Origin of the sequence: Vibrio sp. CUB2 (assembly GCF_001557945.1) — a bacterium.
GTDB classification, from domain to species: Bacteria; Pseudomonadota; Gammaproteobacteria; order Enterobacterales; family Vibrionaceae; genus Vibrio; species Vibrio owensii.
Genome location: NZ_LNRB01000008.1, coordinates 283,955 through 310,852 on the forward strand (window position 1 = coordinate 283,955; position 26,898 = coordinate 310,852).

Genomic DNA, 26,898 nt, shown 5'->3' on the forward strand with positions numbered 1-26,898 from the left:
CCCCGATATGAAAGCCAGTGCGCGCTTGCGTACTGGCGACTTATCTAGCTCTCATTTCCCATATCAAAATGTTGTCTCGTCCCCCGCTGCAACTTATATTTTTGTTATTAGCTTGCTGGGGAAATTCCTACAATGAAAAAGAAAAAAAGAGCGGCATCCATCTACGATGTGGCCAAGTTGGCGGGTGTGTCACCGAGCACCGTATCACGTTTCCTCAATCGCACGACCTTTGTCTCTGATGATAAAAGCCAAAACATAGAAAAAGCGATCAAGTCACTGGGGTATAAACCAAATTATCAAATGGGTCAGGGCACCAATACGCGTTCGATGACCATTGGCGTACTTATTCAACATCCTGAGAGTCCACACACCAGTCGAATCCTGAACGATATGGAGAAGGTGCTTAATGCGCAGGGTTACTCATTGGTGATTGCTACCGGGCACTGGCAGCGCACACTCGAATCACACGCTTTGGAGTATTTAGCGAAAAGTAATGTGGATGGGGTGATCATCGTGACGGGCAGTTTGACGGAAGAGCAGATTTTGGAATATGCCCAGCGAATTCCTGTTGTCGCGGTTGGATACAATGTCATTGGGGATAAGGTTAAATCCATAAATATAGATAATGTATTGGGCGGATACATGGCGACACTGCATTTGATGCAACAAGGCCACGTGAACATCGCTCATATCAAAGGGCTTTTGAATCAACCAGATGCGGTTGCTCGCTTTGTTGGTTACAAGAACGCTCTGCAAGAGGCAGGCATTAAGGTGATGCCAAAATTAGTCAAACAAGGTGATTTCAGCAGTGAGTCTGGCTATCAAAAAACGGTGGAATTGCTCGAATCTAAAGTGCATTTCTCTGCGTTGTTTGCTGCCAATGACCAAACGGCTTACGGGGCGATAAAGGCTCTGCATGACCACGACGTTCGTGTGCCAGAGGATGTGTCTGTGATCGGCTTTGATGACTTACCGACCTCACAATATTTCACGCCTGCGCTTACCACACTGAGACAGCCGATTGAAGAAGTTGGAGCCATTTGTGCCGAGTCCATTCTCAATTTATTGAGTGGTGAAAGGCATGAAGTGCGTCTACCGCCGATCGATCTGATTGTCCGCCAATCAACGGTGTCTAAGTTCCGTCAATCAAGTTGAGATAAGTCGCCAAACCCATTAGAAAATATTTTCCGAAACTCGACGAAATCTTGTTGTATTTGTGACCAAACTCCGTCTAGAATTCGCGCCTGCATTTTGGTGATTAAGTGCACAATTATCAAAATAGCCAAATTCTAAGAAATCTAATTTTTTGAACTGCCTCACAGTTATCTGTGGGGCAGTTTTAGTTGTAGGAAAGGTCCAAAACACATGCCTAAAAGCCAGAATATCAACCAACGTATGTCCATCGTGGCATTGGCTTGGCCGATACTTGTCGAAATTTTGCTACGGACGGCTTTAGGAACCAGTGACGTATTCATGTTGAGTGGTTACTCAGACAAAGCCGTGTCTGCGGTTGGGGTAATCACACAATTAACGTTTTTCCTGATCATCGTTTCTACCTTTGTCAGCAGCGGCACGGGTATCTTGATCGCGCAATACAATGGCGCAGGGCGTGAGAAAGACTCCGTTGATGTCGGTGTTGCCAGTATCGCTTTGTCGGTGATCGTAGGTGCCTTCTTGAGTGTGTTGGCCGTGATTGGCGCGGTGTTCTTTTTGCCGTATTACGGGCTAGAGGCTCAAGTTGAGCAATATGCGCGTGAATACTTGCTGATCAGCGGTGCGATGACGTTCAACGTCACTATCGGTATTGTCTTTACCACGATTCTGCGTAGCCACGGTTATTCACGCTCGCCAATGGTGGTGAACCTAATCTCTGGTGTGTTCAACATCATCGGTAACTACATTGCGCTGTACCAGCCGTTTGGTTTGCCTGTGTATGGCGTTGAAGGTGTTGCTGTAGCGACAGTCGTGAGCCAAGTCATTGGTACATTATTGTTGGGCGTGATTTTGAAACGCAGCAGCATTGAATTACCAATGTCCAAGCTCAAACAAGTGCCGAAAGACGTGTTCAAGAAGATCCTAAAAATCGGTGGCATGAACGCGGGTGAAGTGCTGTCTTACAACATGGCGCAGATCTGTATCGTCTACTTTGTGGTGCAAATGGGTACATCGTCGCTAGCCGCGTTTACTTATGCGCAAAATATCGCCCGTTTCTCTTTCGCGTTTGCGCTAGCAATCGGTCAGGCGGCTCAAATCCAGACGGGTTACTACATCGGTAAAGGTTGGGTAAGCAGCATTCTGAAACGCGTGCAGATCTACTTCTTGGTCGGCTTTGCTGCATCAACGGCGGCAACGTGCTTGATTTACCTGTTCCACGAAGAGATTTTGAGCGTGTTTACCGATCAGCCAGAAATCTTGGCATTGGCAGGTGCCTTAGTGATGGGGTCTATCGTGTTAGAAGCTGGCCGCGTGTTTAACTTGATCTTCATCTCGGCACTGAAAGGCGCTGGTGATATCAAGTTCCCAGTACAGATGGGTATTCTCAGCATGTGGGGCTTGGGTGTAGTGTTCTCTTACATCTTGGGTATTCACTTGGGCTACGGCGTGATTGGTGCGTGGATGGCGATTGCTTTGGATGAATGGGTACGCGGCATCATCATGGCAAGACGCTGGCGCTCACAAGTGTGGACCAAGTTTAAGGTAAGTTAACCTTATCCTTTCTCGCTCTAAAACGTAAAAAAGGCACTGAAATTCAGTGCCTTTTTGCTATTTATTCTGCATGGATAAGTCGCTTTAAAACTCACACTCTGCTTGGAAACACATACGCTCTTTGCTGTACGGATGGTCCAACTCCAACATCTCCGCGTGCAAATGCAGACGGTCGGCTTTCTCGCCATACAAGCCGTCGCCAACCATCGCCATGTTCAAACCCATGTGGTGAGCACTGTGTACACGGAGCTGGTGGGTTCGTCCTGTTTTCGGGTACATGTACACCTTGCTGCGTCCGTCTTTTACTTCAATCAGCTGCCAGTAAGTTTCAGCAGGCTTACCGTGTTCAAAGCACACTAGTTGACGTGGACGGTCATCTGGGTCGCCACGCATCGGTAGCGAGATTTCACCTTCAGGCTCGGTTAATACACCTTCTAGCAGTGCCATGTAGCGCTTCTGTACGCCGCGAGTGATGAACTGCTTTTGCAGGCTCTTGTTGGCGCGTTTGGTTAAGGCAAATACGAGAATTCCCGACGTCGCCATATCTAAGCGGTGAATCACGAACGGCCCTTCGACATCTGGGAACATCGCTTGCAGGCGTGTGTACGCTGAATCCTTGATGGTTTTGCCCGGAACGGAAAGCAGGCCCGAAGGCTTGTTGACGATCACCATGGCTTCGTCTTGGAAGAGAATCTCCAGCTCTTTATCTTCCGCCCAGTTCTCTGCTAATGGGTTTGGCTCCACATCCAAGCCTTGCAGCATGTGCCCCAAAATCGGCTGACATTTGCTGTTGCAAGATGGGTAGAACTTCTTGTGCTGACGTACTTCAGATTTCGGCGATACGCCCCACCAAAACTCCGCCAAGGCAAGTGGCTGATAACCATATTTGTATGCGAACTGAAGCAGTTTTGGCGCTGCACATTCACCTGCACCTGCTGGTGGTACTGGATTGGTGGTAGGAGCAAAAATATCCACCAAATCGCGCTCGGCGCTGAGGTTGTCCAAGAAGCGGTATTGCTTATGCAGTTTGTGCTGCAGAGCATTAGACAAGTCTTTGCGTTGCTCTTTAAGTTCCGCCAGTTTTTGCTCTAACTCGGTTAAGCGTGCTTCTTTGATTGCCAGCTTTTCGTCCCAAGCTTGTTTGAGGTACTTGAGGACATTTTTCTCAGCCACACTCTGTTTACCCAAATCATCCAGTAGTGTTTTCAATTCTTCTGGATTCAGTGTTTGTTCGCCTTGTTTGCGCTGTTGTTTGCGTTCGGCACGACCGGTAATCATCACTTGGCGATGGGCATTTTCTTCTTGCTGGTACGCTTCACGGTCTGCTTTGATTTCTGCTTTTAGTTGTGCCAGTTCTGGGTTGGCAGCAAAGGCTTTGTATTCCGCGTTCGCAGCATTGATGGCATCTGTCTCACCTCGGAAGAAACCTTCTTCTGTCAGCATGTCGAATACGGGTGGAACAAAACCCGGAAGCAAGTTTTGATCGGCAATCTTGCCAGAGAAAGCACTGAAGTAGCCAAGCTCACCTTGCGGGTTACGTACTAGCAAAACACCGAACATTTTACCGCGTCCGTTTTGCTCATCCTCAAGACCGAAATCGTGTTCGAAATCAGTTTGTGTCATTAGGTGCTGCTGCAATTGCTCGGCAGCCAACACACACAATGGGTGAGGCGTGTAGTAGAACGGAAACGTAAACTGCGCTGGCAAGTCGTAGCCAGAAATATCCGCAGTAAATCGAGTAAAGCATTGTTCAGGCGAGTGCATGAGAGTGAGTCCGCGCGAAATAAAAATCGAGCACGGATTGTACCTGTTTTGGCTGTGATTGCTATTCGAAGGCGCTTCTAGGCTAGCTGTGTCGGCTTGCCATCGCTCCCTATCTCAATGATTTTTATCGCTTAGAGCGCAGAAATTAGGATTGCGTTTGAAATGATTAATTTGAGTGATGTACTGTTTTGATTGATAACTGAGGGCGTAGTTCTCGAATGACTTATTGGATGCAAAAGGAAAAGCATGTCTAAACTGGTGTTGGCATTGATACGATTTTATCAGCGCTATTTATCTCCATATAAAGGATTCCGTTGCGCTCATGCGGTGTATTACGGCACGGATTCTTGTTCTGCTGCCATCAGCAAAATTATTCAACGCAAGGGAGTGATCTCTAGCTATAGCAGCGTTCAAAACCAATTCGAACGCTGTCGACATGCGCATCAACGTCTGCAAAATGGGGATTCTTCCCGTAACCGAAAAAGGCGTAAGAACAACGACTCATCTTGTGTAACGGACATGGGATGCAGCTCTTTGGATTGCGTTCCGAGTGACGCTTGTAGCGGTAGCAGCGATTCATCTTGCCATTGTTGGTAATGGACTCAACTCGAAAAATAAAAGGGAAGCGATGACGACCGATCAACTCAAAACACTGTTTGAAAATGACTTAAGGCACAAACTCGAACCTCTTGAAGCTTTGCGTTTAGAAGCGCTGCGTCGACGCAAGTTTCTCGGTTTTACGGTGCTGGGGTTCTTTGGCACTGTCGTGTTTGACCTCGCCACCTCTGCCACGGTGTTTGTTCTTTTGGCATTGATGCTCGGTGGTTGGGCGTACTTCAATCAAAAGCACAATCAGTTTCGCACCACCTACAAGCAGCACATCATGCAAAGCTTGTTAGCGCACATTGAGCCTTCACTCACTTGGGACCCAAATCGTAAGCTACCCAAAGAGACCTTCGAGCGTAGCGGCTTGTATTTAGATCGTTGTGATGGTTTCGAGAGTGATGACTTCATTTCAGGCACCATTGGTGAAGCGAAGGTGGTGATGTCTGAGATAGAAGCGTCTAAGCTCATCAGTTCAGGAAGTGACAGCTCGAGTAAGCATCACGTATTTTTTGCTGGGCTGTTTTGCGAAATCGACGTTCCGATGAATGAAGACATTTGCACCTTTGTTTTGAGTGACCGTGATGACGGGCCAACGCTTCGTGAAAAGCTGTGGGACAGTTTCTTCAAGATTCAGATAGGTAAACGAGTACGAATGGGTCACTCAGAGTTTGACCAACAGTATGAGGTGTACAGCGACGATTTAGACACAGCAAAGCAACTGCTGACGGATGAATTGATCGAGCGTGTGCTGACTTTTCGTCGTGAGAGTGAGTTCTCTAGCTTGTCGCTTTCTCAAGTGAACGGAAAGCTCTATATCGCCATTTCGCATTGGAAAGAACTGTTTGAGCCAAAATTGGACGAGCCAGCGGGGGAGTTTGAAGCCGTTGCTGAGATTTATCGCGAACTCGATTTTCTGATTGGCACCATTCACAGTTTGGGGCTTACTAAGCCAATGGCTCAGCCCATGACAGAGCAGAGCACCTCAGCTACCGCTTAATCCCATTAATATCTCAAGCTGAAACTCAATTGATGCACTATTATTTCAGCTTGAGATTCATCCAAGATCCTGTACCTTAGCGTGATTCTTTTTTGCAGCCTGTTTTCATTCACAGAGTGACCTGTGCTGCTTCACTTTTGAGTTAAAGTCATGTCACAAGCTAGCATCAAATTTATTGCCACCGATATGGATGGCACTTTGCTTGACCAATATGGTCGTCTAGACCCTGAGTTCTTTGACCTGTTTTTACAGCTTGAAGAGAAGGGCATTCTGTTCTCGGCGGCATCTGGTCGTCAGTACTACAGCCTGCGTGATACGTTTGCACCGATCCAAGACCGCATGATTTATGTAGCGGAAAACGGCACCTTGGTGATGTACCAAGATAAAGAGCTATACAGTTGCACCATTCCAAAAACAGAAATTGATGCGATCATCCAAGCGGCTCGTGAAGTTGAAGGCACGCACCTGGTGCTGTGTGGTAAGCGTTCTGCTTACATTGAAACTAAAGATCCTAAAGCGTTGGAAGAGTTCCAGAAGTACTACCATCGCTGTGAATACGTGCCAGATCTACTGGCCGTCGACGATGAGTTTATCAAGGTTGCGATCTGTCACTTTGGTGGTTCTGAAGAGTTGGTTTTCCCAACCATGAGTGCGAAGTTTGGTCACAGCCATCAAGTTGTGGTGAGCGCGAAGATTTGGCTAGACGTGATGAACGCAGAAGCGTCTAAAGGCGCAGCGATCAAACACCTTCAAGAAACCATGGGCTTTGGTCCGGAAGAAACCATGACCTTTGGTGATTACCTGAATGATCTAGAAATGCTACAAGTGAGCGAGCACTCTTACGCGATGGAAAACGCGCACGAAGCGGTGAAGAAAATCGCACGCTTCTCAGCACCAAGCAATCGTGACTCTGGCGTAATGAAAGTGATTAAAGAGAAAGTGCTTTAATCTCTGCCTCACCAAACTCGAATATAAAAAAGCCTCGCTACGTAATGAGCGGGGCTTTTATTTATCTCAAGTTAAGTATCTGCAGCTAAGTATCTGAAGTCATATATGCGTCTACTTAGTTAGCGAACGTATTTCGCTGTCGCGCTGACAAACCAATGTTGCAACTTGCCATCAGGGCTTTCTACCCACAGGTCGTTATGGTAGCGATAGATGCGACCATTCACAGTGAGGGCTAGCGTGTTATCACCGGTTTGCTCCATGCGAATAAACTGATCAGAAGTCACCAAAAACGGCTCCAAATCATCCTTGCTTGCGCCTTTGTACACCACGAAGTAACCAAACATATTGCCGGCATCTGGGTCTGTCGAATGGATGCGATGGCCAACCAGTGTGTAGTTGTCGTTGAGCGCTTCTTCGAGAGTTTGTGCACCCACCGTCTCGTGAGATGGGATAAACACCCAAGCCAGTACACCTATCGCGATCACTAGCAGTAACAGCACTGCTCGCATGAAGTTTTTCATCATGGTTATCCGTTTAACGTTGGAATTTCATTTTGTACATGCGCTTATCCGCTAAATTGATCAGGAAGTCAATGTTGTCGGCGTCTTGCGGATAGCTTGCCACCCCTAAGCTGGTGGACAAAGAGCTTGCTTTATCAGAAGCAAGAATCGGTTTTTCAAACACCACGTTGATGTGGTGCGTCGCTTCGGCGATCTTGCTTTGCTCAGTGGCATTGATGAGTACGGCAAACTCATCACCGCCCATGCGATACACACTAAAGTCATCCATCGCCATGTTGCTCAGACGCTCTGCAACCTCGATTAAGGCGATATCACCCGCTTGGTGCCCCAAGGTGTCATTAATGTTCTTAAAGCCGTTCAGATCGAGCAGGAGCAGCGAGAATGGGGTATCGGTTTCCTCTCTGCGATGTAAATCGATGAACAGTGCGCTGCGGTTGGCAAGATTTGTCAGTGGGTCGCTCAAGGCCAGTTCTTTGTGGAACTTAGACTCGCGTTTATAGAAGTAAGTCATCAACGCGACGGTGAGAACAAAAATGCCCAACAAGATGTACTGCGCTTGGAGCAAGTTGTAAGCACGTTCTTGTTGTTGTCTGTAGAGTGGGCTCGCGACTCGGAAGTTCTGAGTGACGTAATCTATCATCTCCATATACAAGTTCTGAGTGGCGCGATAAAACTGGGCGGCGGCAATGCTGCTACCGGTTTTGGCTTCAACTAAGATTGGTTCGAGTTGTTGGAACTTGTCGAACAAGGATACGAAGTACACCCGCACTTCTTCACGAGATAGGAATGAATCCGCTTCTTTGTTGTTGATCAACAGATCAAAACGACTCCATGCCAGTTCATATTGCAACTCGGTGCCGTCGATGTTCATTACGCTTTCGTTCAAACGACGAGCTTCACCCACCAATTCGGACAGCTCTTTGGACAAATGGAACAAGAACCAAGTCGCTTGGTTTTGTTGGTCGGAGTAGGTTTTGGTCAGCGCGCGGGTTTCTTTTAGTAAAACGATGTTTGCGAGCAGTAGTGTCGATGCAAACACGAGCAACATCAACTTACTCTTGGTTGAAAAGGGCCCCTGCTTCGGGGTTTTGGGTTTCGCCTTCATTATTGATCTTCTTTCGCACTTATCCTGTTGATTTGCCATACCATTTGAGAGTGGTATTGCGCGTTATCAAGCTCTGGGTGTTCACTCACTGAGTAAATCAGCCAGTACGGACCTTTGTTTCTGATTTTGATGTAATTATGGTTTTGTTTGTATGCCACGATCGGCTGATAACGAAGAATGTCTTCGCGAGATAGGTCAGAGTGGTAGTCGTTGAGCGCACGAACTTCGACATGCTGAGGAATGTTGCCAAACGTATGTTGCAGCAGTGTACTCAGTTTAACGCCGTCAAACTCGGCAGGGGTTTCTAGCCAAGGTAGTTCAGTGATGTAGGTAGTTTGCGGCAGTGACTCGAGGTCTTTTAGTGCCACAACGACATTGGAATTTTCAGGACTGCTAAACTGTATCGTGTTTGCAAAAAGTGTCGGTGCAAACAAAAGCAAAGCGAGCGCCATTGTTTTTCTCATCTTGTGCCCTTTGAATTTATTGCCCTCATTCCGGTTGGATCGCTTTCACGAACCGATCCGCTGAAATTTCGGTTATATATTTATTAATAATAGAGCCAACTTGATGGATTTATATAATACGTTATGGGTGAAAAGTAACCGTTGGTTGAATATACGTCAAGGTTAATGACAGAGTTAAAAATACAACTATTGGATGAATATATCATTTAGCTTATTTTGTGTGCAGTTTGCTTCACGTTGTCTAACTTTCGCGACACTTTCATCTCATTAGGAGAGTCGATATGTTTGATTGGTACTATAAAGTTATCCTCAATTACACCAACTTTAGTGGCAGAGCGAGACGCCAAGAGTATTGGTACTTTACGTTAGTCAATGTGCTGATCAATTTGGTGATGGGCATCATTGACCGAGTCATTGGCAGCGTGATGCAAATGGAGAATTTTGGCTTCTTCGGTGTGATATATGCGCTGTTTATCATGATCCCGTCGATTGCCGTCACTGTGCGTCGTTTGCACGATTCAGGACGAACCGGTTGGTGGGCATTGATCGCCTTCGTCCCAATCATTGGTATTTTGGTGCTGCTGTACTTCTTGATTCAAGACAGTGAAGAAGGTTCGAACCAATACGGCGCGAACCCTAAATATCAATCGTGATGATGACAACCGTGATGCTGTCAGCTGTGATGGCGAGAGGCAAGTGGGTTTAGATGCCTGAACCCACTTGGAAATAGACCGCGTTGTCCTCATCACTGAAAGCGAAGTCCATACCTGCTTGCAAGCCATAACGACGGGCGATGAGGTAACGAAAGCCCACGCCGTAAGCGTATTCGGCATCGATTTCAAATAGCGATTCTTCTGTTGAAGCGTAACCAAAGCCACCGAAGAGGTTGGTCGACCAACGAGTGTTCCATTGGTAAGTCAATTGAGATTCCACCGAGAGTGTTTCATCCCCCTGGTATCGGTTTCTTGCCACACCACGCAGCTCGATATCTGGGTAGGACGCAGGCGGTAAAAAGCGCTCGTCAGTATAAAGCGACTTGTATTGTCCGCGCAGAGCCAACGACCAATCATCGGCTAATTCCCAATAATTGATGCCCTCTACGTCCAGTTGTTCGTATTCGTAATCACTGCCAAACGCATCGTTGTACCAAAGAAATTCGGCTTTGTAGTTATAGCCTTGCGTTGGACTAAAGAAATTATTTCGGCTGTCCCATTCCAGTGTTAAGCCCAATCCAGAAGTGGTTGGAGAGGTATTGGTCAAGGTTTGCAGCAGCTTATCGGCAACAGGGGAGTTAGTGATTTTCTGATCGGTAACGAAATAGAGCTGCTTCACACCGATAAACAACGGGGCATCAATAATGCGGTATTGAAGATGGTTGAGCATGCCGCCGCCAGTAATCTCGAAATCTAACCCTTGTCCATTGAATACGCCGTCTAGCCCCGGCAATGTGGACTGCGGGTAGAAGGTCATGTTGAAGTCGCCATAACCGATGCCACCAAGGTAACGCACCGTGTCTTGTGCCCAAGTTCGGCGATGGCCAGCAAACCCCATCCAAGTACCATTCTCGGTCGCGAAGCCGCCCACTGCGGTGATCGCAGGCGTTAATAGCTGCGCGCCACCATCGAGTGATGTTTCCGCCAGTTTGCGCCTTTTCTCCCGCTGCTCATCGGATTCATGCAAAAACACGCCAGTGAACCCCAAACCATAGCCGACAGCAGGTTCGGTAATCACAATCGGGACGGGCAGAAAACCATAGGCGTTTTCAGCAAGGTATTCACCCATATCCAATTGCCCATCGATGGGATCAAAAAAGCTTATCGCCTCGGCAATAGGAGAGGTCGCTAACAACCCGAAATAAGTCGAGGTTAGCAGGACTGACGTTGGTTTTTTCATAAAGTGCTAGCGTTAATTGAATGATGTTCAATTACAAGTTAGACGTCATTTCGACAAATTGCAATGGGACTTGTGTAAAGGGAAAGTGAGTGTTTTTAAAACACAAAAAGCCACCCAATAAATAGGTGGCTTTGTATAGAGAGGATTATTAAACCGTTTGGTTTCCTGTGCTCACTCGTTGACTTAACGAGCCTAATTCAGGTGTTAAGCAAACAGGTACTTTGCGTGGAAGTTTAAGTGATCAGCGATAAAGCTAGAGATAAAGAAGTAGCTGTGGTCGTAACCCGGCTGCATGCGCAGTTCAACTTGTGAATCGTGGGCTTTTGCTGCCGCCAGTAACGCATCAGGCTTCAATTGCTCAGCAAGGAAGTTATCAGCATCACCTTGGTCGACTAGGATAGGTAATGGTGATTTTGCTTGCTTAAGTAACTCGCTCGCGTCGTACTGTTTCCAGCTTTCGATATCAGTGCCTAGGTAAGCGGTAAACGCTTTTTGGCCCCAAGGGCATTGCATTGGGTTACTGATTGGGCTGAATGCTGAAATTGAACGGTACTGATCTGAATTTTTCAGACCAATGGTGATCGCACCGTGACCACCCATGCTGTGACCCGAAATCGACTTCACGTCAGAGACTGGGAAGTTACTTTCGATGATCGCTGGCAGTTCTTGGGTGATGTAATCGTACATGTGGTAGTGACGCGACCATGGCTCTTGAGTAGCGTTTAGGTAGAAACCCGCACCTTTACCCAAATCGTAGTTCTCGTCGTCTGCAACGTCGTCACCACGTGGGCTAGTATCCGGTGCCACAATGGCGATACCTAACTCAGCCGCCATGCGAAACGCGCCTGCTTTCTGCATGAAGTTCTCATCGGTACACGTCAAGCCAGACAACCAGTAAACCACAGGCACTGGGTTTGATTTGGTTGCGTTTGGTGGCAAGAAGATCGCGAAGCGCATGTTGCAGTTCAAAGCGCGAGATTCGTGTGTGTACTGTTTATGCCAACCACCGAATACTTTGGCTTGGCTTAGGCTTTCAATGGTCATGAATAATCTCTCGATAAAACAATGATTTTTAACGGCGGACAAGACCGTTAAAGACAGCGGATGGCTCTCTTCTCAAAGGAGAACGTATCCAGTGAGAAGAGCGCCTATTTCAAATTTTCAAATATCAGTCACATTCCGTGATCTGCTATCTTGGATTACTTATCCATGTGAAGAACGGTACGGATAGATTCACCTTTGTGCATCAATTCGAACGCTTCGTTCACGTCTTGCAGACCCATAGTGTGCGTGATGAATTCTTGTAGACCGAACTCACCAGCCATGTAACGGTTCACGATTTCTGGAAGCTCAGAGCGGCCTTTAACACCACCGAAAGCAGAACCACGCCATACGCGACCAGTTACTAGTTGGAATGGACGAGTTGAGATCTCTTGACCTGCACCAGCAACACCAATGATTACTGACTCACCCCAACCTTTGTGACAACACTCAAGTGCTTGACGCATCACGTTTACGTTACCGATACATTCGAATGAGTAGTCAACACCACCGTCAGTCATTTCAACAATCACTTCTTGAATTGGCTTGTCGAATTTCATTGGGTTGATTACGTCAGTAGCACCAAGTTGTTTCGCTAGGTCGAATTTGCTTTCGTTGATGTCTACACCGATGATGCGGCTTGCACCAGCCATACGAGCACCGATGATTGCAGAAAGACCGATACCGCCTAGACCGAATACAGCAACTGTGTCGCCTTTTTCAACTTTAGCTGTGTTTAGTACCGCACCCATACCAGTGGTTACGCCACAACCTAGAAGACAAACTTCTTCAAGTGGTGCTTCTTTGTTTACTTTCGCTAGTGAGATTTCTGGAAGAACCGTGTACTCAGAGAAAGTAGAACAACCCATGTAGTGGAAAATAGTCTCACCGTTGATAGAGAAACGGCTTGTGCCATCTGGCATTAGACCTTTACCTTGAGTCTCACGAACTGCCTGACATAGGTTAGTTTTGCCAGATTTACAGAACTTACACTCACCACATTCAGCTGTGTAAAGTGGGATAACGTGGTCGCCAACTTCAACGCTTGTTACGCCTTCGCCAACCATTTCAACGATACCGCCACCTTCGTGACCAAGGATTGAAGGGAAGATACCTTCTGGATCGTCACCTGATAGTGTGAATGCGTCAGTGTGACAAACACCAGTTGCTACGATACGTACTAGCACTTCGCCAGCTTTTGGAAGTTGTACATCAACTTCTTCCATTTTAAGTGGCTCGCCAGCAGCCCATGCAACCATTGCTTTTGATTTAATGTGAGTTTGACCAGGTTTGATTTCAAGCGACATTGGATGTTTCCTTTATATTCTCAGTATATGGAGTGACGTCATAAGCGTAGTTGAGGTTTGCTCACTGCGCTGCGTCGTTTTGTTGGTGCCCATTTTAGGTGTTTCACGAAAAATGATAATCCGGTTAAATTGAAAATGATTTTTACGCATACGTAATAATCAACAAAAAGGTGCAATGATTTATGCGAGTGAAACAGGGTAAGTTGGAGAAAAACAAAGTAAGGACGAGAAAATTCGTTTTGGGGTTTGACCTCAAGCGTGGTTGAGGTTTTATTGTGTCGGCCATTGCGAAGAAACATCGATTTAGGATCAGAATGAACAACACAGATTTACAGGCTTACTTAAACAAGATTGGCGTAACGCAGCAATTGGACGTCAGCGTGGATACGCTCTTTGTATTGCATAATGCGCAGCATCGCCGTTTGCCATTTGAGAACTTTGATATCGCATTGGGTAAAGGCATTTCGACGTCTGAACAAGACATCATCGACAAGCTGGTTTACCACGAGCGCGGTGGCTACTGTTTTGAATTGAACGGTCTGCTGCTAAGAGTGCTCAAACAGGTTGGCTTTGAAGCAAGACCACTGTTAGGCCGCGTACACTTATCTGGCACTCCTTCAGGCAGAACACATCAGTTCACGTTGGTGACGTTTGGGGATGAAAAGTGGATTGTCGATGCAGGCTTTGGCTCAAAAACGCCACGCGCACCGCTGCCTTTTGTAATCAATCAGCCTATTCATACCGATCTGCAAACATTCCGCTTTGTTGAAGATGAGCGTGTTGGCTACATGCTACAAATTCAGTCTTATGATGATGCAAACCAGTGGATTGATATGTACAGCTTGGACTTTGAACATGTGTTTGATGGTGACATTGTGTGTGGAAACCACTATGCGTCCACGGCACCTCATTCGCGCTTTACGTCCAGTCGTGTTGCCGCGCTAGCGACCGAGTTTGGAATCATCACGTTGGCGAACCACACGTTAAAGCTCCGTTTGAATAATGAAGTGGTTGAACAAGAACTGGCAGAAGGGCAAAGCTACCTATCAGCACTGAAAGAGCACTTTGGTATTGAGCTGAATGCCGAGTATCAAGACCTGAAACCACTGCCTCAGCTATAACCATTCTGAATGACTTAACCATTGATGCTCGGTGAGAAATATAGTGAGCATCAATGGGTTTGATTTGGTCTACTCCAAACTGCTTATTGGTTTAAGTTATTGATTCAAAAGAGTGTGAACGAAGGTCACAGATCAGAACGGCTTGCGATAAGTTGTAAGAAAGTCGCAACCTAATTGTCATTTTTTCTACCTAAGCTCCTCGCCCGATTTCAAAATTATTACTCTTTTATCGGGATGAGAAAATGAAACGCAGTACATTGACCGTACTCTCCGGTCTGATTGCCGCTACGCTAGTTGGCTGTAATTCAGACTCTTCTAGCAGTGACACCCCAGAACTTGAAGCGCCAGTCCAAGTGGCCTTTATGCCAGACATCCACTTCCACGATGTGTATGGTGATTTCCAAGACGGCTCTTTCCAAGGCTTGTATACCAACTCAAGCGGTAAGTACGCAACGATTCGTACCATGCAATCGCAGATGGAATCGACTCGTCTTTTCAATGAAAACTACTTCGCAATGATTGCGGCTTTGGATGACGTGGTAGAGCGCGGAATTAAGTATGTGGCGCTACCGGGCGATTTCAGTGATGACGGCCAGCCTGTGCACATGCGTGGTTTGGTTAAAATCTTCGACCACTATCGTGAAACATACGGACTTGAGTTCTTCGCTGCGCCGGGTAACCACGATCCGGGCAAGCCATTTACCGTCGCCGCGGGCAAATCGGATTACCTTGGTGAAGACGGCAAGAAACAACGCATTTTCAGCCGTGGTAAAGATGAGTGTGTTGATTACGAAGGGGAATGGGGCACGATTCCGGGTGAAGATGGCAACCTAGACACCATCTGTACGGAAGAAGTGAAAGAGTGGGGCTACAAGGAGATCATGGATATTCTTGGCACGCACGGTTTCTACCCACAAGAAGAGTACCTGTACTTCGAAACGCCTTACAGCAGTGATGAAGCCCGCAACAACTACTCGTACGAACTTGCTTCGGAAGAAGCGACTTACGACAAGCGTATGTTTGAGATTTGCCACCAAGGAACGGGCGGTGAGTACAAACAAGACGGTTACACCAACTGTGCGGTGGTGCCAGATACCAGCTACTTGGTAGAGCCAGTGAAAGGCTTGTGGTTGTTGGCCATCGACGCGAACGTCTACAAACCAAAAGACACCTTGCCTGATGGTTCGGTCAATGGTGAGGATTTTGATGGTTCTAGCAGCGCAGGCTACAACATGATGTTGACCCACAAGCAGCATGTTATCGAGTGGATCAGCGATGTGGTGAAAGCGGCGAAAGAACAGAATAAAACCTTGGTGTCATTCAGCCATTTCCCAATGACCGATTTCTACAATGGTGCGTCAGAAGACATCGAAGACCTGTTTGGTGAAGGCAGTCATCAGCTTTCTCGTGAACCAAACGACGACACCAGTAAAGCACTGGCTGCGACGGGTTTGAGCATTCACGTTGGCGGCCACATGCACTTCAATGATACTGGCAAGAAGAGTTATGTGATTGACGGTGTGCAACACACGCTGTTCAACATTCAGGCGCCTTCTCTGGCGGGCTACATTCCGGCTTATAAACTGTTGAACATTCGTCCTGATCACCAAGTTGAAGTAGAAACGGTTGTGATCGACAAAGTGGCTAGCTACAACGAATTGTTTGAGCACTATGCACGTGAGCATGAACATCTGACTGAACAAGCAGGTGATGATGAAACTGCAAAGGCGAGCATCTGGAACAAAGAGATTCTTGAAGCCGACAGTTACTACGCCCTGACAGATTGGCACATTCGAGAGTTGACGCGCCTGCGTTTCTTACCGAGTGATTGGCCATTAGAAATGCGTGAAATGATCATGCATATGGATGGCGATGAGATGCTGATAATGTCTCAGCTTTCGACGGAATTTACCGTGTGCCAGCTAGCGAAAGAGCTCGGCTATGACATCGTCAACTGTAACGAGAACGCTGTTGTTGATTACGAACAGTTCCAGAAAGACTGGCAAGCCGCGTCGCAACAAGCAGAAGCCATTGCTCAAGAAGGCGGTTTTACATTGACGGACTTTGCCGCATGGAATGGTGAAGAGCTAGCAACGGATTTTTACCGTCTGCGCAATGCCGATGAGTTGGCGTTCCGTGACATTGAAGAAGCGCAACTGCTGCAATATGAGCTGTTAAGTCGAGAGCTGTCAGAGTTCGCCGGAACGGTCGATTCTGAGCTTGGTGACTTAGGTGAATACTCGGTTGGCGAAGTGTTCCGCTCACGCTTTGGTAGCCTGTTTGTGATTCTTGAGAAGTTCGCGACTGGACAAGCGAGTGATCACTTCCTGATCGATACTGAGCAGCAAACGCTGATTGATCTTAAAGGTGAAGTGAAGCGCGATATTCTCAAAAGCGAATAGCACCCTTATCTAAAAATGGAAAGCGCAGCTCAGTCTGCGCTTTTTTATTTGCGCTGTCTCTCAGTAAGTGGCTTTTCAAAGGTTTACCTTTAACCAAGAGAAATAAATGAGGTAAATCATGCGCTTTGAATACATACTTGATGATGAAGTCACCCAAGAACTCGACGCAAAGCTAAGAAGTTTGCTCTCCACTTGCTTCACCAAGGAGCAAGACAAAATCTTCCGAACTCAACGATACTTCAATGAAATGCCTCGCCACCGTTACCTCATTTGGGACGGAGACACCCTTGCGGCCCATGTTGCGGTTCATGAAAAACAAGTGATGATTGATGACCAATCCTTTCCAATAAGTGGTATTGCCGAAGTGTGTGTGCAGCCCGATTCACGGGGAAAAGGGTTGGTGAAGTTACTGCTCAAGGCGGTACATCAAGATGCTTTGGAGCGAGGCGATGCCTTCTCGATATTGTTTGGCCGTACCCATGTCTACCAGTCCAGCGGCTATCAACCGATCAACAACTTACACATGAAAGTTCAGTCCAATAAATGGGTTAGCACGAGCGACACTATGGTGTGTTCGCTGAACATCATTTGGCCACAACAGACGGTCCACTTAGTCGGCTATCCTTTTTAAACAGGTTTTCTCCACATGAAACTTTGTGTGAGAATACGCAATACATAGAATTCCACAGGAACCACATTCATGGCTAATTGGGAAGGCGTGAGCGAGTTTGTTGCTGTCGCAGAAACCAACAGCTTCACGGGCGCAGCCAACAAGTTGAAAACATCGGTGGCGCAAATCAGCCGCCGCGTGTCAGCGTTGGAAGAGCGTTTGGCGGTTAAGTTGCTGCACCGTACTACGCGAAAAGTCTCTCTAACCGAGGCAGGGCAACTCTATTATCAGCAGTGTAAACACCTTGTTGAAGGCTTGGAGTTGGCCGAATTGGCGGTAACGCAAATGCAAGCAGAACCGAAAGGCTTGCTCAAAGTGACCGCTCCTGTGACTTACGGTGAGATGAACTTAGCGCCGTTGTTGCATCAGTTTATTGAGAAATACCCGCAGGTAAATCTGGATTTGAATCTGACTAACCAAAAGTTAGATTTGATTGAGCAAGGCGTCGATGTGGCGATTCGTCTTGGACGTTTGCAAGACTCCAGTTTGATTGCCAAGCGCTTGTCATCTCGACAGCTTTACGTGTGTGCTAGCCCAGCGTACTTAGATCGCTCTGGCGAACCGCATACCTTGTCTGAGCTGAGCCATCACCAGTGTTTGGTCGGTACAGCAGATTACTGGCACTTTAAAGAGCAAAAGCGTGAGAAGTCTTTACGTGTTTCTGGCCGAATCAAATGCAACAGTGGCTTTGCGTTGGTCGATGCGGCAAAACGTGGTTTAGGTTTGGTACAGCTGCCGGACTACTACGTGCAAGAGGCGTTAGACAATGGCGAGCTGGTGGAAGTGTTAACCGATTACCGAGACGATCGTGAAGGTATTTGGGCACTGTACCCACAAAACCGAAACCTGTCGCCAAAAGTGCGCTTACTGATTGATTTCTTGGCTGAAAACATGAGCTAAGAAAGGTGTCCCCAGCACTTTGCTTATCAGGGGTTATTGATTCGCAAAGGCGGGGACTTGCAGGATGCTACATTCCGAAAATAGTAACTAGCTTGTGGAACGGCTGCGATTGGTGGAATTTATGTATCTGAGTCACTGAACCATTCGGATTGGTTTCTAAAGTTGTTTCTATTTGGAAATAGTTTTCAGGCAAGCCTTGGAAAGGTTGCTTTGGAATCATAGTATTTTGCTCGTCATTGCTTAAATCATTCTCAATGGATAGCAGAGCACTACTTTGAAAAACCAAAGGATCAAATAATTGCTCCGCTACTACTTCTTCTACACCGGGTGAAGAGTAGTATTGACGAATAACAAATTCAGAGACATTAAGGTAACTGTCGTTATTAGGAAAACTCACATTCATTCTATAACCAAAATAACCAATAGACTGGAAGTGGTCCGTTATATCGAACTCTATTTTAGCTGAATATGGTATTTTACTTTCTGATTTATATGACTCAGAGTCAAAAGTGACAGTAAACTTTTTATGAAGGTCATTCCATTTACAATAAATATTGTATTTATCATTAGGTTTATTATCTAAGGAGTAATCCGATTCACAGAGATCATAAATCTCATCATAAGTTTTATTAAAATGATTGGCGACAGTCTGATACATTGATATTCCAGGTTCAATAGGGTGGACTGGCTCTTCTGGTCTTTCTGGCTCAATCGGGTGAACAGGTTCGCCCGGTTCAATCGGATGAACAGGCTCACCCGGCTCTATAGGGTGAACTGGAGGCGCGGGTTCGATTGGCTGAATAGGTTTTATTCCTGAATCAATGCCGTTGTCACCATTTGTTTCTGAGGAATTACAAGCAGCCAAAAGTGGCAATATACTCGCAAGCAAGAGAGTTTTCTTCATATTTTTACCTAGTCATTATAATTTCGTTTTGATGAAAATAAGAACACTCAATTACTATTCCATTATTCTCTTTATTATTTTTTATTTAAAGAGAAGAGTGATTCCTGACATTAAGGTTAATGCCTTTCCTAATATTATTTAAGCCAACTGACGTTTGGATATAAACAGAATAAAAAAGTAAACTTCAGATTTACGATAGATCTATATTCGTATATTGCCTCCTATTTTCTAAAACTGCCTTTATGCATATTCATTAATTAATGTTTTTTTCAGCCAATCAGTTGCAATACCGTTGGCTCGAATTTCTGACGTGATCATGTCCACTCGCAATTGATGCCCTTTATCACCAAGGCTTGTTTCGACGATCACTATTTTGTCTTGATACTGTGTCGCGCATTTGCATGGGATGACAGACCATCCGACATCTCGCCTAACGAGTTCGATCGTTGTTTCCAGATCGTCAATACGAATTTTGTTCACATTATCGAGATCAACGAAGCGGTTCTCCCGATCGAATACGCTACTGCGCGTAATTTGAGTTGTACCGACCACATCGCTCGGTACAACCAGTTTATTTCGCATTGGGTTGCTAGGAGCGCAAATAAAACAAGTTTTTAGATAATCGATCGTTTGCAGATGTACTGTGCTATCAAAAAAATGTCGTCCGAGAATTAATGCTAGATCGACTTCATCCGCTTCTATCATGGCAACCACATCTTGAGTTGGCCGCTTATGAAGTACCAATTCCACTTGAGGAAACTGTTGTTGAAACCCAATGATGATTTGTCGCATCTTGTCATCCACTAACCAGTCATCAATGGCGACCACGACTTTATCCTCAACGCCTTGAGCCAAGTGCTCCGCATGGCGCAAAAACTTACTCTCTGCTGCCAGCATACTTTTGGCATAACCGAGCAAATTTTCGCCCTCTGCGGTGAGCTTTGGTTTATAACCGTCACGTGAGAATAACTCGACCGATAAATCGATCTCTAAATCACTGATGGCATTGCTAATCCAAGACTGCGCTTTACCTTGTTTTCGTGCTGCGGCAGAAAAAGAGCCAAGCTCAGCGGCATTTACAAAGGCTTTTACTTTATCAGTGTTCATGCTTGCCTCGTCGTTATGGTGAGTAGATTATCGACAGCTTAACGAGGTTAAAAGATAGACTCTATATGGATTTGTTATAGTGATTGAAGTGGTGTTTTTAGATAGAAGAAGTGAGGTTGGTTGTAATTTATTGATATTTATAAGATATAAACAAATAAACGCTGAGCTTTCGACCAAAAACTCAGCGTTATCTATAGTAAAAGTAATATAAAGTTACATTTACTGCTCGTTTAACTCAGCATCTTCGCGCTTGATGACCTTGTGGCCATCTTCTGATACGCCTTGTTTCCAGTAACTGCTGAGGTAAAGGTTTTCACGTTCCACTTCTTTTTCGTTACGGAAGTATTGGCGTAGCGCACGCATCGAGTCGAACTCACAAGCACACCACACTGCGGCTTCACCTGTTTTCCATTCCAGTGAGCGAACTTTACCTTCGAGTGATTGCTCGGTGATCCAATGGACTTCCATACCTGCTGGTGCTTCGAGAGCTTGGATATCCGCTTCAGAGATCACACTGATCACCGCATAACCTGTTGCGTCCTCTGGCAGAGTGCGAATCTTTGCAGACAGTGCTGGCAGAGCAGTCATGTCCGCCGCCATAAAGAACCAATCAGCTTCTGTATTTAGGTTCGAGATGCTGCCTGGGCCTGCGATGTTAATGGTGTCGCCTTCTTTGGCAGACATTGCCCAACGTGCAGCAAAGCCACATTGTAGGTCTTTGGTGATGTGACGTACGAAATCGACTTCAATCGTGCATGCTTGCGGATCGAAGCGACGAATGGTGTAAGTACGCATGACAGGGCGGTTGTCTTCTGAGAAGCCTTGAATATCAGTGCCGCCGGTTTCGTTGAATAACAGCTTGATGTAGCTGCCTTCGCAATCTTGTGGGAAGTTGCCTAGCGCGTCACCTTGCAGGGTAATGCGCTGCATGTTCGGTGTGACGGCTTGTGTGTTGATGACAACGAGGCTTTTTGGTTGTGGTTTCTTTTTCATTTTAATTCACATTTCACTACGTTTGATAACTATTCTCTTTCTCATCTAAGGTTAACAGCATCTCAATAAGGCAGATAGTGTCTTTATCTAAATTTACACTCTGATTTGAGAATCGGCGATTTAATTTCGGTATGCCTCGCTCAAATGAACACTTCGTCGTCCCGCTTTATAAGATAGTGACAGGACAATAAAAAAGGGCACCGAAGCGCCCTTGAGAGAAGAATGGAGTTTGTTTACTGCGTTTGCTCTAACAAATGCGTCTTCAGGAATCGGTCCATCGCTTGGTAACCATCAAGACGGTTTTCTAGTGAACGGAAGCCGTGACCTTCGTTCTCCTTAACGATGTACTCCACTTCAACGCCGCGGTCGCGCAGAGCATTAACGATTTGGTCAGACTCACTCTTCACCACTCGTGGGTCTTTCGCGCCTTGCAGAACTAACAGTGGTGCTTTGATTTGGTCTACGTGGAACACCGGTGAGTAAGCTTTCATCATCTTCGCATCTTCTGGATCTTCCGGATTGCCCACTTGTTCATGCAGCATGGCTAGGAAAGGTGCCCAGTATGGTGGAATAGAATCCATGAAGGTGAACAGGTTAGACACGCCAACGTAGTCGATGCCACATTTGTACAGGTCTGGCGTAAACGTCACACCAGCCAATGTCGCGTAACCACCGTAAGATGCGCCGTAGATACACACTTCGCCATCTTGTGCGTAACCTTGGTCAATCGCCCATTTTACGCCGTCCGTAATGTCGTCTTGCATCGACTGACCCCATTGCTTGAACGACTTCTCCCAAAACTCACGGCCATAACCCGTTGAGCCACGGAAGTTCATTTGTAGTACTGCGATACCACGGTTGGCAAACAGCTGAACTTCTGGTTGGAAGCCCCAATGGTCACGCGCCCAAGGACCGCCGTGTGGCAATACCAATAGTGGTAGGTCTTTTGCTTCACGACCTTTTGGCAGTGTCAGATAACCATGAATGGTTAAACCATCACGAGCGGTATAAGTGATTGGCTTCATCTCGGCCATGTCTTCTGGTTTATGCCAAGGTGCGTTTGCAGCTAACTTTTCAAGTTGATCTGAATCGCGATCGTAGTAGTAGTAATTTGGACGGTCGGTGTCGCTGTAGGTCACGACAATCATTTTTCTCTCGTCGCGAGTCGTGTTGTTCACCGAGATTTCAACGCCCGGAAGCTTTTCTTGCAGACGCTCAAAAGTCTCTTCATAACCTTTATCAAGGAAATGGTATTGACGCTTGTCCGTCACATAAGAGATCGTGGCGAGCTTGTTCAGTGCGTTTGAGTAGCTCGCGTTTGTGACGTCCACTTCTGGATGAGAGAAGATCTCGCGCACTTCTTTGTTTGCTTTCACATCGTATTCAATGATCGCGGATTTATCGCGGGTAATACGAGAAGCAACATACAAGTTCTTGTTGTCTGGTGTAAACGAGATTGGCGAGAAGTCTTCTTTGAAGGTGAGGTTCTTCAATGGACGGAACTCTTCATCCACAGTGTCACGATAGAGGACTGCGGTGTTTACGCCGTCTGAAGTCGAAATCACACGAATGTTACCATCGTGGTCCGTACCCCAGTAACGCACGTTGCCTGGGTTTTGCGCAACCAGCGTATTTTCACCGGTTTTCAAGTTATGACGATAAACATCAAATACTTGGCGGTTACGTTCGTTAGTCGTGATAAGAATGTCGTCAGGCTGGCTTTCTAAGGTGTCGATAACATAAGCCACGACACCGGACGTTGGTGTGATGGTTTTCTCTTCGCCCGTTTTTACGTTCACCGTAACGAGGTAGAAGTTTTCATCACCACCAGTATCGCGAGAGTAGATGATGGTGTCATCGCCAACCCAGTAGTAGTAAGCGATGTCGCGATCGGCAATGGATGTGATGCGCTTGACTTGATCGGCTTTGCCCACGGGATGAACAAAGACGTTTTTACGATCTTGCCAAGGTTTCATCATCGAAATGTAATCGCCAGCTGGGGAGATTTGGTAGCTCGATACTTCTGAATTACGGAAGAAATATTCCACCGGATATTCTGGCGGAATGACCTCTGCGGTCGTGGTGGTCGAGGTTTGGCTACAACCCGAAACGAGTAAGCCAAAAGCGGTAGCAAGAATGAGCTTGCGAGTACGCATTGTGTAACGCTCCTTGTGTGACAGACCTGTCAGCATCGTGCTTGTCGGTCAGAGTGAATCGATTGTCGCGGCAAAATACAGCGCCGCAACAAAGCAGTGACGAAGTGCGCCTAATCGCTAAATTAGATCAGGCGGATGCTTATTAAGTTTTCATGTTTTAGTCACTGCTGTTGCTACTATGACCCAATCCATCCGTGGAAGTGGTGATTATTTGTACTTACCGAACAAAGGACTAGCTAAAACTTGGCATAAGTCACACTTATCTTTCATTGTTTTGTCATTTATATCATTGGGATAGTCGACAAAAGCAGAAGCGCCGCCATGCCATAGTTGAAGCCTTTTACGCGTTTAGACGTGGTCAACCAACGTTGAAGTTGCATGCCTGCCGCCGTCCAAAAAGTCACAGAAGGCAGGTTTGCTAAGCAGAAGATGCCGGCGATAAAAGCCAGTTCTAGCCAAGATCCGCCACTGCTGTATACGGTGATAGCAGTGAGTGCCATTGACCAGCCTTTAGGATTCACCCACTGAAACGCCACTGCACCCAAAAAGCTCATTGGTCGGTAATCATCTTTGACTTCCGTCTTGCTGCTGGTTGCTATTTTGTACGTGAGGTACAACAAGTAAGTCAGGCTCATTATCTTAAGGACGCTATGCGTGATCGGATACGCGTGAAACAAGCCCATAAGACCAATGCCAACCAAGATCAGCATCGCGGCGAAACCCAGCGTGATGCCTAACATATGTGGGATAGTGCGCTTAAAGCCGACGTTAGCACCAGACGTCATAAGCATGATGTTGTTCGGTCCCGGAGTGAAGGTCGAGACAAACGCAAACAGTGCCAACGCACCAAGTTGATGGTATTCCATAATGTGTTCCTGCATTTCTGTTTTGCCTGCGAATCACCAGGCAAGGGATTACGTTTTCTGACCGGTCGAGAACAATGATAGGTAGAAGCGCCATCAATTTTGTGCTTTTATTTGACGAATACTCACTCGCTAAACAACAAAAGAGCATCATGGATAGATTTGACGAAAGAATATTGCAAGCGCTGAAATTAGACGGAAGAATCTCCAATGTGGAGCTGTCTGAACGAGTTGGATTATCGCCATCCGCGACCTTGCGCCGAGTGCAAGATTTGGAGCGAAAAGGCGTGATTAAGGGTTATCGAGCGGTGCTGGATAATCAGCAAATGGGCGTCGGTTTTGTCGCGTATGTGTCGATTGGCTTGGCATCGCACTCTAAACACGCGCAACTAGGCTTTGAAGAGCACGTTCGATTTGTCGACCAAGTTGTCGAGTGCCACAACATTACGGGGTCTAACGAGTATCTATTAAGAGTCGAAACTCAAGACCTTGCGGCGTACAAAGCGTTTCATGCCGATGTTCTTGGGGAATGCGAACACGTTAAAGCCATTACGACCATGGTGGTGATGGACACGCCAAAAGACGAGCGTTAATCCTTCTCCTCGATTTTGTAGCACATCAATTTGAAGTGACTCGAAAGAGTCAGTCGAGTATGAGCATAGTCCACATAAAATGCTGGAAAGCAGTCTGCAATCTGACAATTCCAGCATTTATTCTCACCTTCTAAATAATCGCATCCTGCTAGTTTTTCTACGTCGCTGCCCGGTTCGCGAGCAGCGGGTCAGAAAATTTAAGGATGAATGATGAAATCATACGTAACCCTTCCCCTTGCAAGCTTGGGCGCACTTGCGGCTTTAAGCTCTTTTAATGTCAGTGCCCACGGCTGGGTCGAGTTTCCAAGCGCACGCCAAAACACCTGTTATTTAGACGGCGGTTTTTGGACCAATGAAATTCCAAACCAAGCGTGTCAGGCAGCCTATGACGAATCGGGTGCTTACCCCTTTGTGCAACGTAGTGAGATTGCTGCAAACGTACCGAACTACCGTGACATGGCACACGTGAAAGCTATTGTGCGTGATGGCGAACTTTGTTCAGCGGGTGATGCTGCTAAGAAAGGTTTGAATATCCCATCGCCAAATTGGCAGCGCACTAACGTGACGCCAGATGCAAACAATCAAATCGAATTGGTGTTCTTTGGTAAAGCACCGCATAACCCGTCTTACTGGGAGTTTTACCTTTCTAAACCCACTTATGACGATACTCAGCCACTGACTTGGGACGATTTAGAGCTGATTGATACTGCTGGCGATGTGTATGTGGATGCAGAAAAGCGCTACCGCTTGCAGGTAACCTTCCCTGCAGATCGTTCAGGCGATGCGATTCTCTATACTCGTTGGCAACGTATTGATGTGGCAGGGGAGGGCTTCTACAACTGTAGTGACATTACCTTAAACGGCAATGGTACAACGCCTCCCACCGATCCCGTTGACCCAACAGATCCAGCAAATAACCTGACCACTCTGGGCTACTTTGTCCAACAAGGCTTTGGTCCGGTAGAGGCGGGAGACACGGTACGATTCCGCACGTTTAATGCAACGGGCAGCGAGATCGTCGATCTGTCACTAGTAATCAGTGCAAACAACACGACAACGTGGGCAGCGGAGTTAGCCGACCAATTTAACTCGCAGCAAACGGGTGATTGGTATGTGGGTATTTGGCACGAAGCAATGAAGCACTACATGTTCGATACTAACAACATCTACGCAAACCAAGTGTTGGCTCCGAACGCTAACTTTAGCTACGCGTTGTCATTGATTAAAGGTGATACCACGCCACCAGTTGAGCCGACCAACCTTTGGAGCAAAGACGCGGTGTACAACCAAGGAGATGTCGTGACGCACAATGGTCGTGAATGGACTGCCCAGTGGTGGACAACTGGCGAAGAACCGGGAACCACAGGTGAATGGGGTGTTTGGCGTTAAGCTCCACTCGTTTCAAATACGTAAAACCCTTCTCAATTAAGAAGGGTTTTCTGGGCTTTGTTGCTTAAATCGATGGAACTAAATCTAGAAGCTACGATCTGATCGGCTACCCCCATCAATCGTCGTAGCCTCATGCCTAAACCTCGTTACAAAACAACTAACTGGAAGCAGTACAACAAAGCCTTAATCAACCGTGGTTCTCTGACCTTTTGGATTGATGAGGAAACGATAGCTGAGTGGAAACAAAACAAACAAGGCAAGCGTGGTAGACCTCGCCGATTCAGCGACTTAGCCATTACTACCGCACTGATGGTGAAACGCATTTTCTCTATGCCATTGAGAGCGCTACAAGGTTTTCTAGACTCTGTATTTAAGCTGGCTAACATCCCGCTTGTTTGCCCGCACTACACCTGTATAAGCCGCCGAGCTAAGGAAGTTGAGGTTTCAT

The 26,898-nt window shown here is 46.6% G+C and carries 25 protein-coding genes; 13 read left to right on the forward strand and 12 right to left on the reverse strand.

Translation table 11 applies throughout. The features are described 5' to 3' along the window. Window positions 1–132 precede the first annotated feature (132 nt). Complete coding sequence (locus tag ATB78_RS15310; RefSeq protein ID WP_061009108.1) at window positions 133–1,155, forward strand: substrate-binding domain-containing protein; 1,023 nt, start codon at window positions 133–135, stop codon at window positions 1,153–1,155. Between the two features lie 210 nt (window positions 1,156–1,365). After that, window positions 1,366–2,706 carry an MATE family efflux transporter gene (locus tag ATB78_RS15315; RefSeq protein ID WP_005434790.1) on the forward strand — a complete coding sequence of 447 codons (1,341 nt, stop codon included), beginning with the start codon at window positions 1,366–1,368 and terminating at the stop codon, window positions 2,704–2,706. Between the two features lie 84 nt (window positions 2,707–2,790). On the opposite strand, the gene ATB78_RS15320 is transcribed toward ATB78_RS15315, so the two are convergent. After that, a complete protein-coding gene (locus ATB78_RS15320; protein ID WP_061009109.1) occupies window positions 2,791–4,470 on the reverse strand; it encodes an RluA family pseudouridine synthase in 1,680 nt (559 codons plus the stop codon). A 246-nt stretch (window positions 4,471–4,716) separates the two neighbouring features. On the opposite strand from ATB78_RS15320, the gene yidD reads away from it, so the two are divergent. The 3 genes from yidD to ATB78_RS15330 all read left to right on the forward strand — a co-directional run bounded on the left by yidD (window position 4,717) and on the right by ATB78_RS15330 (window position 7,021). Then, a complete protein-coding gene (gene yidD / locus ATB78_RS28500; protein ID WP_081096605.1) occupies window positions 4,717–5,067 on the forward strand; it encodes a membrane protein insertion efficiency factor YidD in 351 nt (116 codons plus the stop codon). 31 nt (window positions 5,068–5,098) lie between these two features. Continuing rightward, the gene (locus tag ATB78_RS15325; RefSeq protein WP_061009129.1) at window positions 5,099–6,073 is read left to right on the forward strand and encodes a DUF3137 domain-containing protein; all 975 of its coding nucleotides are present in this window, start codon (window positions 5,099–5,101) and stop codon (window positions 6,071–6,073) included. A 150-nt stretch (window positions 6,074–6,223) separates the two neighbouring features. Next, window positions 6,224–7,021, forward strand: coding sequence for a Cof-type HAD-IIB family hydrolase (locus ATB78_RS15330; protein WP_020195092.1), 798 nt, complete (start codon window positions 6,224–6,226; stop codon window positions 7,019–7,021). 119 nt (window positions 7,022–7,140) lie between these two features. Here ATB78_RS15330 and ATB78_RS15335 read toward each other — a convergent pair whose 3' ends face one another. The 3 genes from ATB78_RS15335 to ATB78_RS15345 are packed head-to-tail and all read right to left on the reverse strand — an operon-like array spanning window position 7,141 to window position 9,111. Next, complete coding sequence (locus ATB78_RS15335) at window positions 7,141–7,545, reverse strand: hypothetical protein (RefSeq protein WP_061009110.1); 405 nt, start codon at window positions 7,543–7,545, stop codon at window positions 7,141–7,143. A gap of 10 nt (window positions 7,546–7,555) precedes the next feature. Beyond that, entirely contained in the window at window positions 7,556–8,647 is a 1,092-nt protein-coding gene (locus tag ATB78_RS15340; protein ID WP_061009111.1) for a GGDEF domain-containing protein, read from the reverse strand. After that, window positions 8,647–9,111: an oxidoreductase gene (locus ATB78_RS15345; protein WP_061009112.1), complete on the reverse strand. Its 465-nt coding sequence runs from the start codon at window positions 9,109–9,111 to the stop codon at window positions 8,647–8,649. Before ATB78_RS15345 ends, ATB78_RS15340 begins: the two co-directional genes overlap by 1 nt. Window positions 9,112–9,392: 281 nt before the next feature. Between ATB78_RS15345 and ATB78_RS15350 the strand changes: the two genes are divergently transcribed. Continuing rightward, a complete protein-coding gene (locus tag ATB78_RS15350; protein ID WP_005434803.1) occupies window positions 9,393–9,764 on the forward strand; it encodes a DUF805 domain-containing protein in 372 nt (123 codons plus the stop codon). Between the two features lie 49 nt (window positions 9,765–9,813). On the opposite strand, the gene ATB78_RS15355 is transcribed toward ATB78_RS15350, so the two are convergent. The 3 genes from ATB78_RS15355 to ATB78_RS15365 form a co-directional block, all read right to left on the reverse strand. Continuing rightward, on the reverse strand, window positions 9,814–11,004 hold the full coding sequence (locus ATB78_RS15355) for a BamA/TamA family outer membrane protein (protein WP_061009113.1): 1,191 nt from the start codon (window positions 11,002–11,004) through the stop codon (window positions 9,814–9,816). Between the two features lie 204 nt (window positions 11,005–11,208). Beyond that, entirely contained in the window at window positions 11,209–12,048 is an 840-nt protein-coding gene (gene fghA / locus ATB78_RS15360; protein ID WP_020195097.1) for an S-formylglutathione hydrolase, read from the reverse strand. A gap of 155 nt (window positions 12,049–12,203) precedes the next feature. Next, window positions 12,204–13,352, reverse strand: coding sequence for an S-(hydroxymethyl)glutathione dehydrogenase/class III alcohol dehydrogenase (locus ATB78_RS15365; RefSeq protein WP_061009114.1), 1,149 nt, complete (start codon window positions 13,350–13,352; stop codon window positions 12,204–12,206). A gap of 314 nt (window positions 13,353–13,666) precedes the next feature. On the opposite strand from ATB78_RS15365, the gene ATB78_RS15370 reads away from it, so the two are divergent. From ATB78_RS15370 to ATB78_RS15385, 4 genes are all read left to right on the forward strand, one after another. Then, window positions 13,667–14,473: an arylamine N-acetyltransferase gene (locus ATB78_RS15370; RefSeq protein ID WP_061009115.1), complete on the forward strand. Its 807-nt coding sequence runs from the start codon at window positions 13,667–13,669 to the stop codon at window positions 14,471–14,473. A 242-nt stretch (window positions 14,474–14,715) separates the two neighbouring features. Then, entirely contained in the window at window positions 14,716–16,875 is a 2,160-nt protein-coding gene (locus ATB78_RS15375) for a metallophosphoesterase (protein ID WP_061009116.1), read from the forward strand. Window positions 16,876–16,993: 118 nt separating this feature from the next. Beyond that, window positions 16,994–17,506 carry a GNAT family N-acetyltransferase gene (locus ATB78_RS15380; RefSeq protein ID WP_061009117.1) on the forward strand — a complete coding sequence of 171 codons (513 nt, stop codon included), beginning with the start codon at window positions 16,994–16,996 and terminating at the stop codon, window positions 17,504–17,506. A 69-nt stretch (window positions 17,507–17,575) separates the two neighbouring features. Then, on the forward strand, window positions 17,576–18,445 hold the full coding sequence (locus ATB78_RS15385; RefSeq protein ID WP_005434817.1) for a LysR family transcriptional regulator: 870 nt from the start codon (window positions 17,576–17,578) through the stop codon (window positions 18,443–18,445). A 67-nt stretch (window positions 18,446–18,512) separates the two neighbouring features. Here the strand turns inward: ATB78_RS15385 and ATB78_RS15390 are convergent, their stop codons facing one another. The 5 genes from ATB78_RS15390 to ATB78_RS15410 all read right to left on the reverse strand — a co-directional run bounded on the left by ATB78_RS15390 (window position 18,513) and on the right by ATB78_RS15410 (window position 24,471). Then, complete coding sequence (locus ATB78_RS15390; RefSeq protein ID WP_061009118.1) at window positions 18,513–19,349, reverse strand: hypothetical protein; 837 nt, start codon at window positions 19,347–19,349, stop codon at window positions 18,513–18,515. A gap of 240 nt (window positions 19,350–19,589) precedes the next feature. After that, on the reverse strand, window positions 19,590–20,456 hold the full coding sequence (locus ATB78_RS15395; protein WP_061009119.1) for a LysR family transcriptional regulator: 867 nt from the start codon (window positions 20,454–20,456) through the stop codon (window positions 19,590–19,592). A gap of 219 nt (window positions 20,457–20,675) precedes the next feature. Next, window positions 20,676–21,449: a siderophore-interacting protein gene (locus ATB78_RS15400; RefSeq protein ID WP_045484596.1), complete on the reverse strand. Its 774-nt coding sequence runs from the start codon at window positions 21,447–21,449 to the stop codon at window positions 20,676–20,678. A gap of 233 nt (window positions 21,450–21,682) precedes the next feature. Beyond that, on the reverse strand, window positions 21,683–23,605 hold the full coding sequence (locus ATB78_RS15405; protein WP_061009120.1) for a S9 family peptidase: 1,923 nt from the start codon (window positions 23,603–23,605) through the stop codon (window positions 21,683–21,685). Between the two features lie 281 nt (window positions 23,606–23,886). Beyond that, the gene (locus ATB78_RS15410) at window positions 23,887–24,471 is read right to left on the reverse strand and encodes a LysE family translocator (protein WP_020195105.1); all 585 of its coding nucleotides are present in this window, start codon (window positions 24,469–24,471) and stop codon (window positions 23,887–23,889) included. A gap of 149 nt (window positions 24,472–24,620) precedes the next feature. Here ATB78_RS15410 and ATB78_RS15415 point away from each other — a divergent pair, with 149 nt between their 5' ends. The 3 genes from ATB78_RS15415 to ATB78_RS15425 all read left to right on the forward strand — a co-directional run. Further along, window positions 24,621–25,061, forward strand: coding sequence for a winged helix-turn-helix transcriptional regulator (locus tag ATB78_RS15415; RefSeq protein WP_061009121.1), 441 nt, complete (start codon window positions 24,621–24,623; stop codon window positions 25,059–25,061). Window positions 25,062–25,271: 210 nt separating this feature from the next. Next, on the forward strand, window positions 25,272–26,450 hold the full coding sequence (locus ATB78_RS15420) for a lytic polysaccharide monooxygenase (protein ID WP_061009122.1): 1,179 nt from the start codon (window positions 25,272–25,274) through the stop codon (window positions 26,448–26,450). 132 nt (window positions 26,451–26,582) lie between these two features. Next, on the forward strand, window positions 26,583–26,898 hold a 316-nt coding region (locus tag ATB78_RS15425; RefSeq protein ID WP_179946996.1), incomplete at its 3' end, for a transposase.

Coding starts and splice junctions, on each gene's coding strand:
- ATB78_RS15395 (WP_061009119.1), bottom strand. CDS start 20,456: ATGAACACTGATAAAGTAAAAGCCTTTGTAAATGCCGCTGAGCTTGGC.
- ATB78_RS15365 (WP_061009114.1), bottom strand. CDS start 13,352: ATGTCGCTTGAAATCAAACCTGGTCAAACTCACATTAAATCAAAAGCA.
- ATB78_RS15420 (WP_061009122.1), top strand. CDS start 25,272: ATGAAATCATACGTAACCCTTCCCCTTGCAAGCTTGGGCGCACTTGCG.
- yidD (WP_081096605.1), top strand. CDS start 4,717: ATGTCTAAACTGGTGTTGGCATTGATACGATTTTATCAGCGCTATTTA.
- fghA (WP_020195097.1), bottom strand. CDS start 12,048: ATGACCATTGAAAGCCTAAGCCAAGCCAAAGTATTCGGTGGTTGGCAT.
- ATB78_RS15325 (WP_061009129.1), top strand. CDS start 5,099: ATGACGACCGATCAACTCAAAACACTGTTTGAAAATGACTTAAGGCAC.
- ATB78_RS15350 (WP_005434803.1), top strand. CDS start 9,393: ATGTTTGATTGGTACTATAAAGTTATCCTCAATTACACCAACTTTAGT.
- ATB78_RS15400 (WP_045484596.1), bottom strand. CDS start 21,449: ATGAAAAAGAAACCACAACCAAAAAGCCTCGTTGTCATCAACACACAA.
- ATB78_RS15320 (WP_061009109.1), bottom strand. CDS start 4,470: ATGCACTCGCCTGAACAATGCTTTACTCGATTTACTGCGGATATTTCT.
- ATB78_RS15380 (WP_061009117.1), top strand. CDS start 16,994: ATGCGCTTTGAATACATACTTGATGATGAAGTCACCCAAGAACTCGAC.
- ATB78_RS15370 (WP_061009115.1), top strand. CDS start 13,667: ATGAACAACACAGATTTACAGGCTTACTTAAACAAGATTGGCGTAACG.
- ATB78_RS15355 (WP_061009113.1), bottom strand. CDS start 11,004: ATGAAAAAACCAACGTCAGTCCTGCTAACCTCGACTTATTTCGGGTTG.
- ATB78_RS15410 (WP_020195105.1), bottom strand. CDS start 24,471: ATGGAATACCATCAACTTGGTGCGTTGGCACTGTTTGCGTTTGTCTCG.
- ATB78_RS15315 (WP_005434790.1), top strand. CDS start 1,366: ATGCCTAAAAGCCAGAATATCAACCAACGTATGTCCATCGTGGCATTG.
- ATB78_RS15345 (WP_061009112.1), bottom strand. CDS start 9,111: ATGAGAAAAACAATGGCGCTCGCTTTGCTTTTGTTTGCACCGACACTT.
- ATB78_RS15340 (WP_061009111.1), bottom strand. CDS start 8,647: ATGAAGGCGAAACCCAAAACCCCGAAGCAGGGGCCCTTTTCAACCAAG.
- ATB78_RS15310 (WP_061009108.1), top strand. CDS start 133: ATGAAAAAGAAAAAAAGAGCGGCATCCATCTACGATGTGGCCAAGTTG.
- ATB78_RS15390 (WP_061009118.1), bottom strand. CDS start 19,349: ATGAAGAAAACTCTCTTGCTTGCGAGTATATTGCCACTTTTGGCTGCT.
- ATB78_RS15335 (WP_061009110.1), bottom strand. CDS start 7,545: ATGATGAAAAACTTCATGCGAGCAGTGCTGTTACTGCTAGTGATCGCG.
- ATB78_RS15415 (WP_061009121.1), top strand. CDS start 24,621: ATGGATAGATTTGACGAAAGAATATTGCAAGCGCTGAAATTAGACGGA.
- ATB78_RS15405 (WP_061009120.1), bottom strand. CDS start 23,605: ATGCGTACTCGCAAGCTCATTCTTGCTACCGCTTTTGGCTTACTCGTT.
- ATB78_RS15330 (WP_020195092.1), top strand. CDS start 6,224: ATGTCACAAGCTAGCATCAAATTTATTGCCACCGATATGGATGGCACT.
- ATB78_RS15375 (WP_061009116.1), top strand. CDS start 14,716: ATGAAACGCAGTACATTGACCGTACTCTCCGGTCTGATTGCCGCTACG.
- ATB78_RS15385 (WP_005434817.1), top strand. CDS start 17,576: ATGGCTAATTGGGAAGGCGTGAGCGAGTTTGTTGCTGTCGCAGAAACC.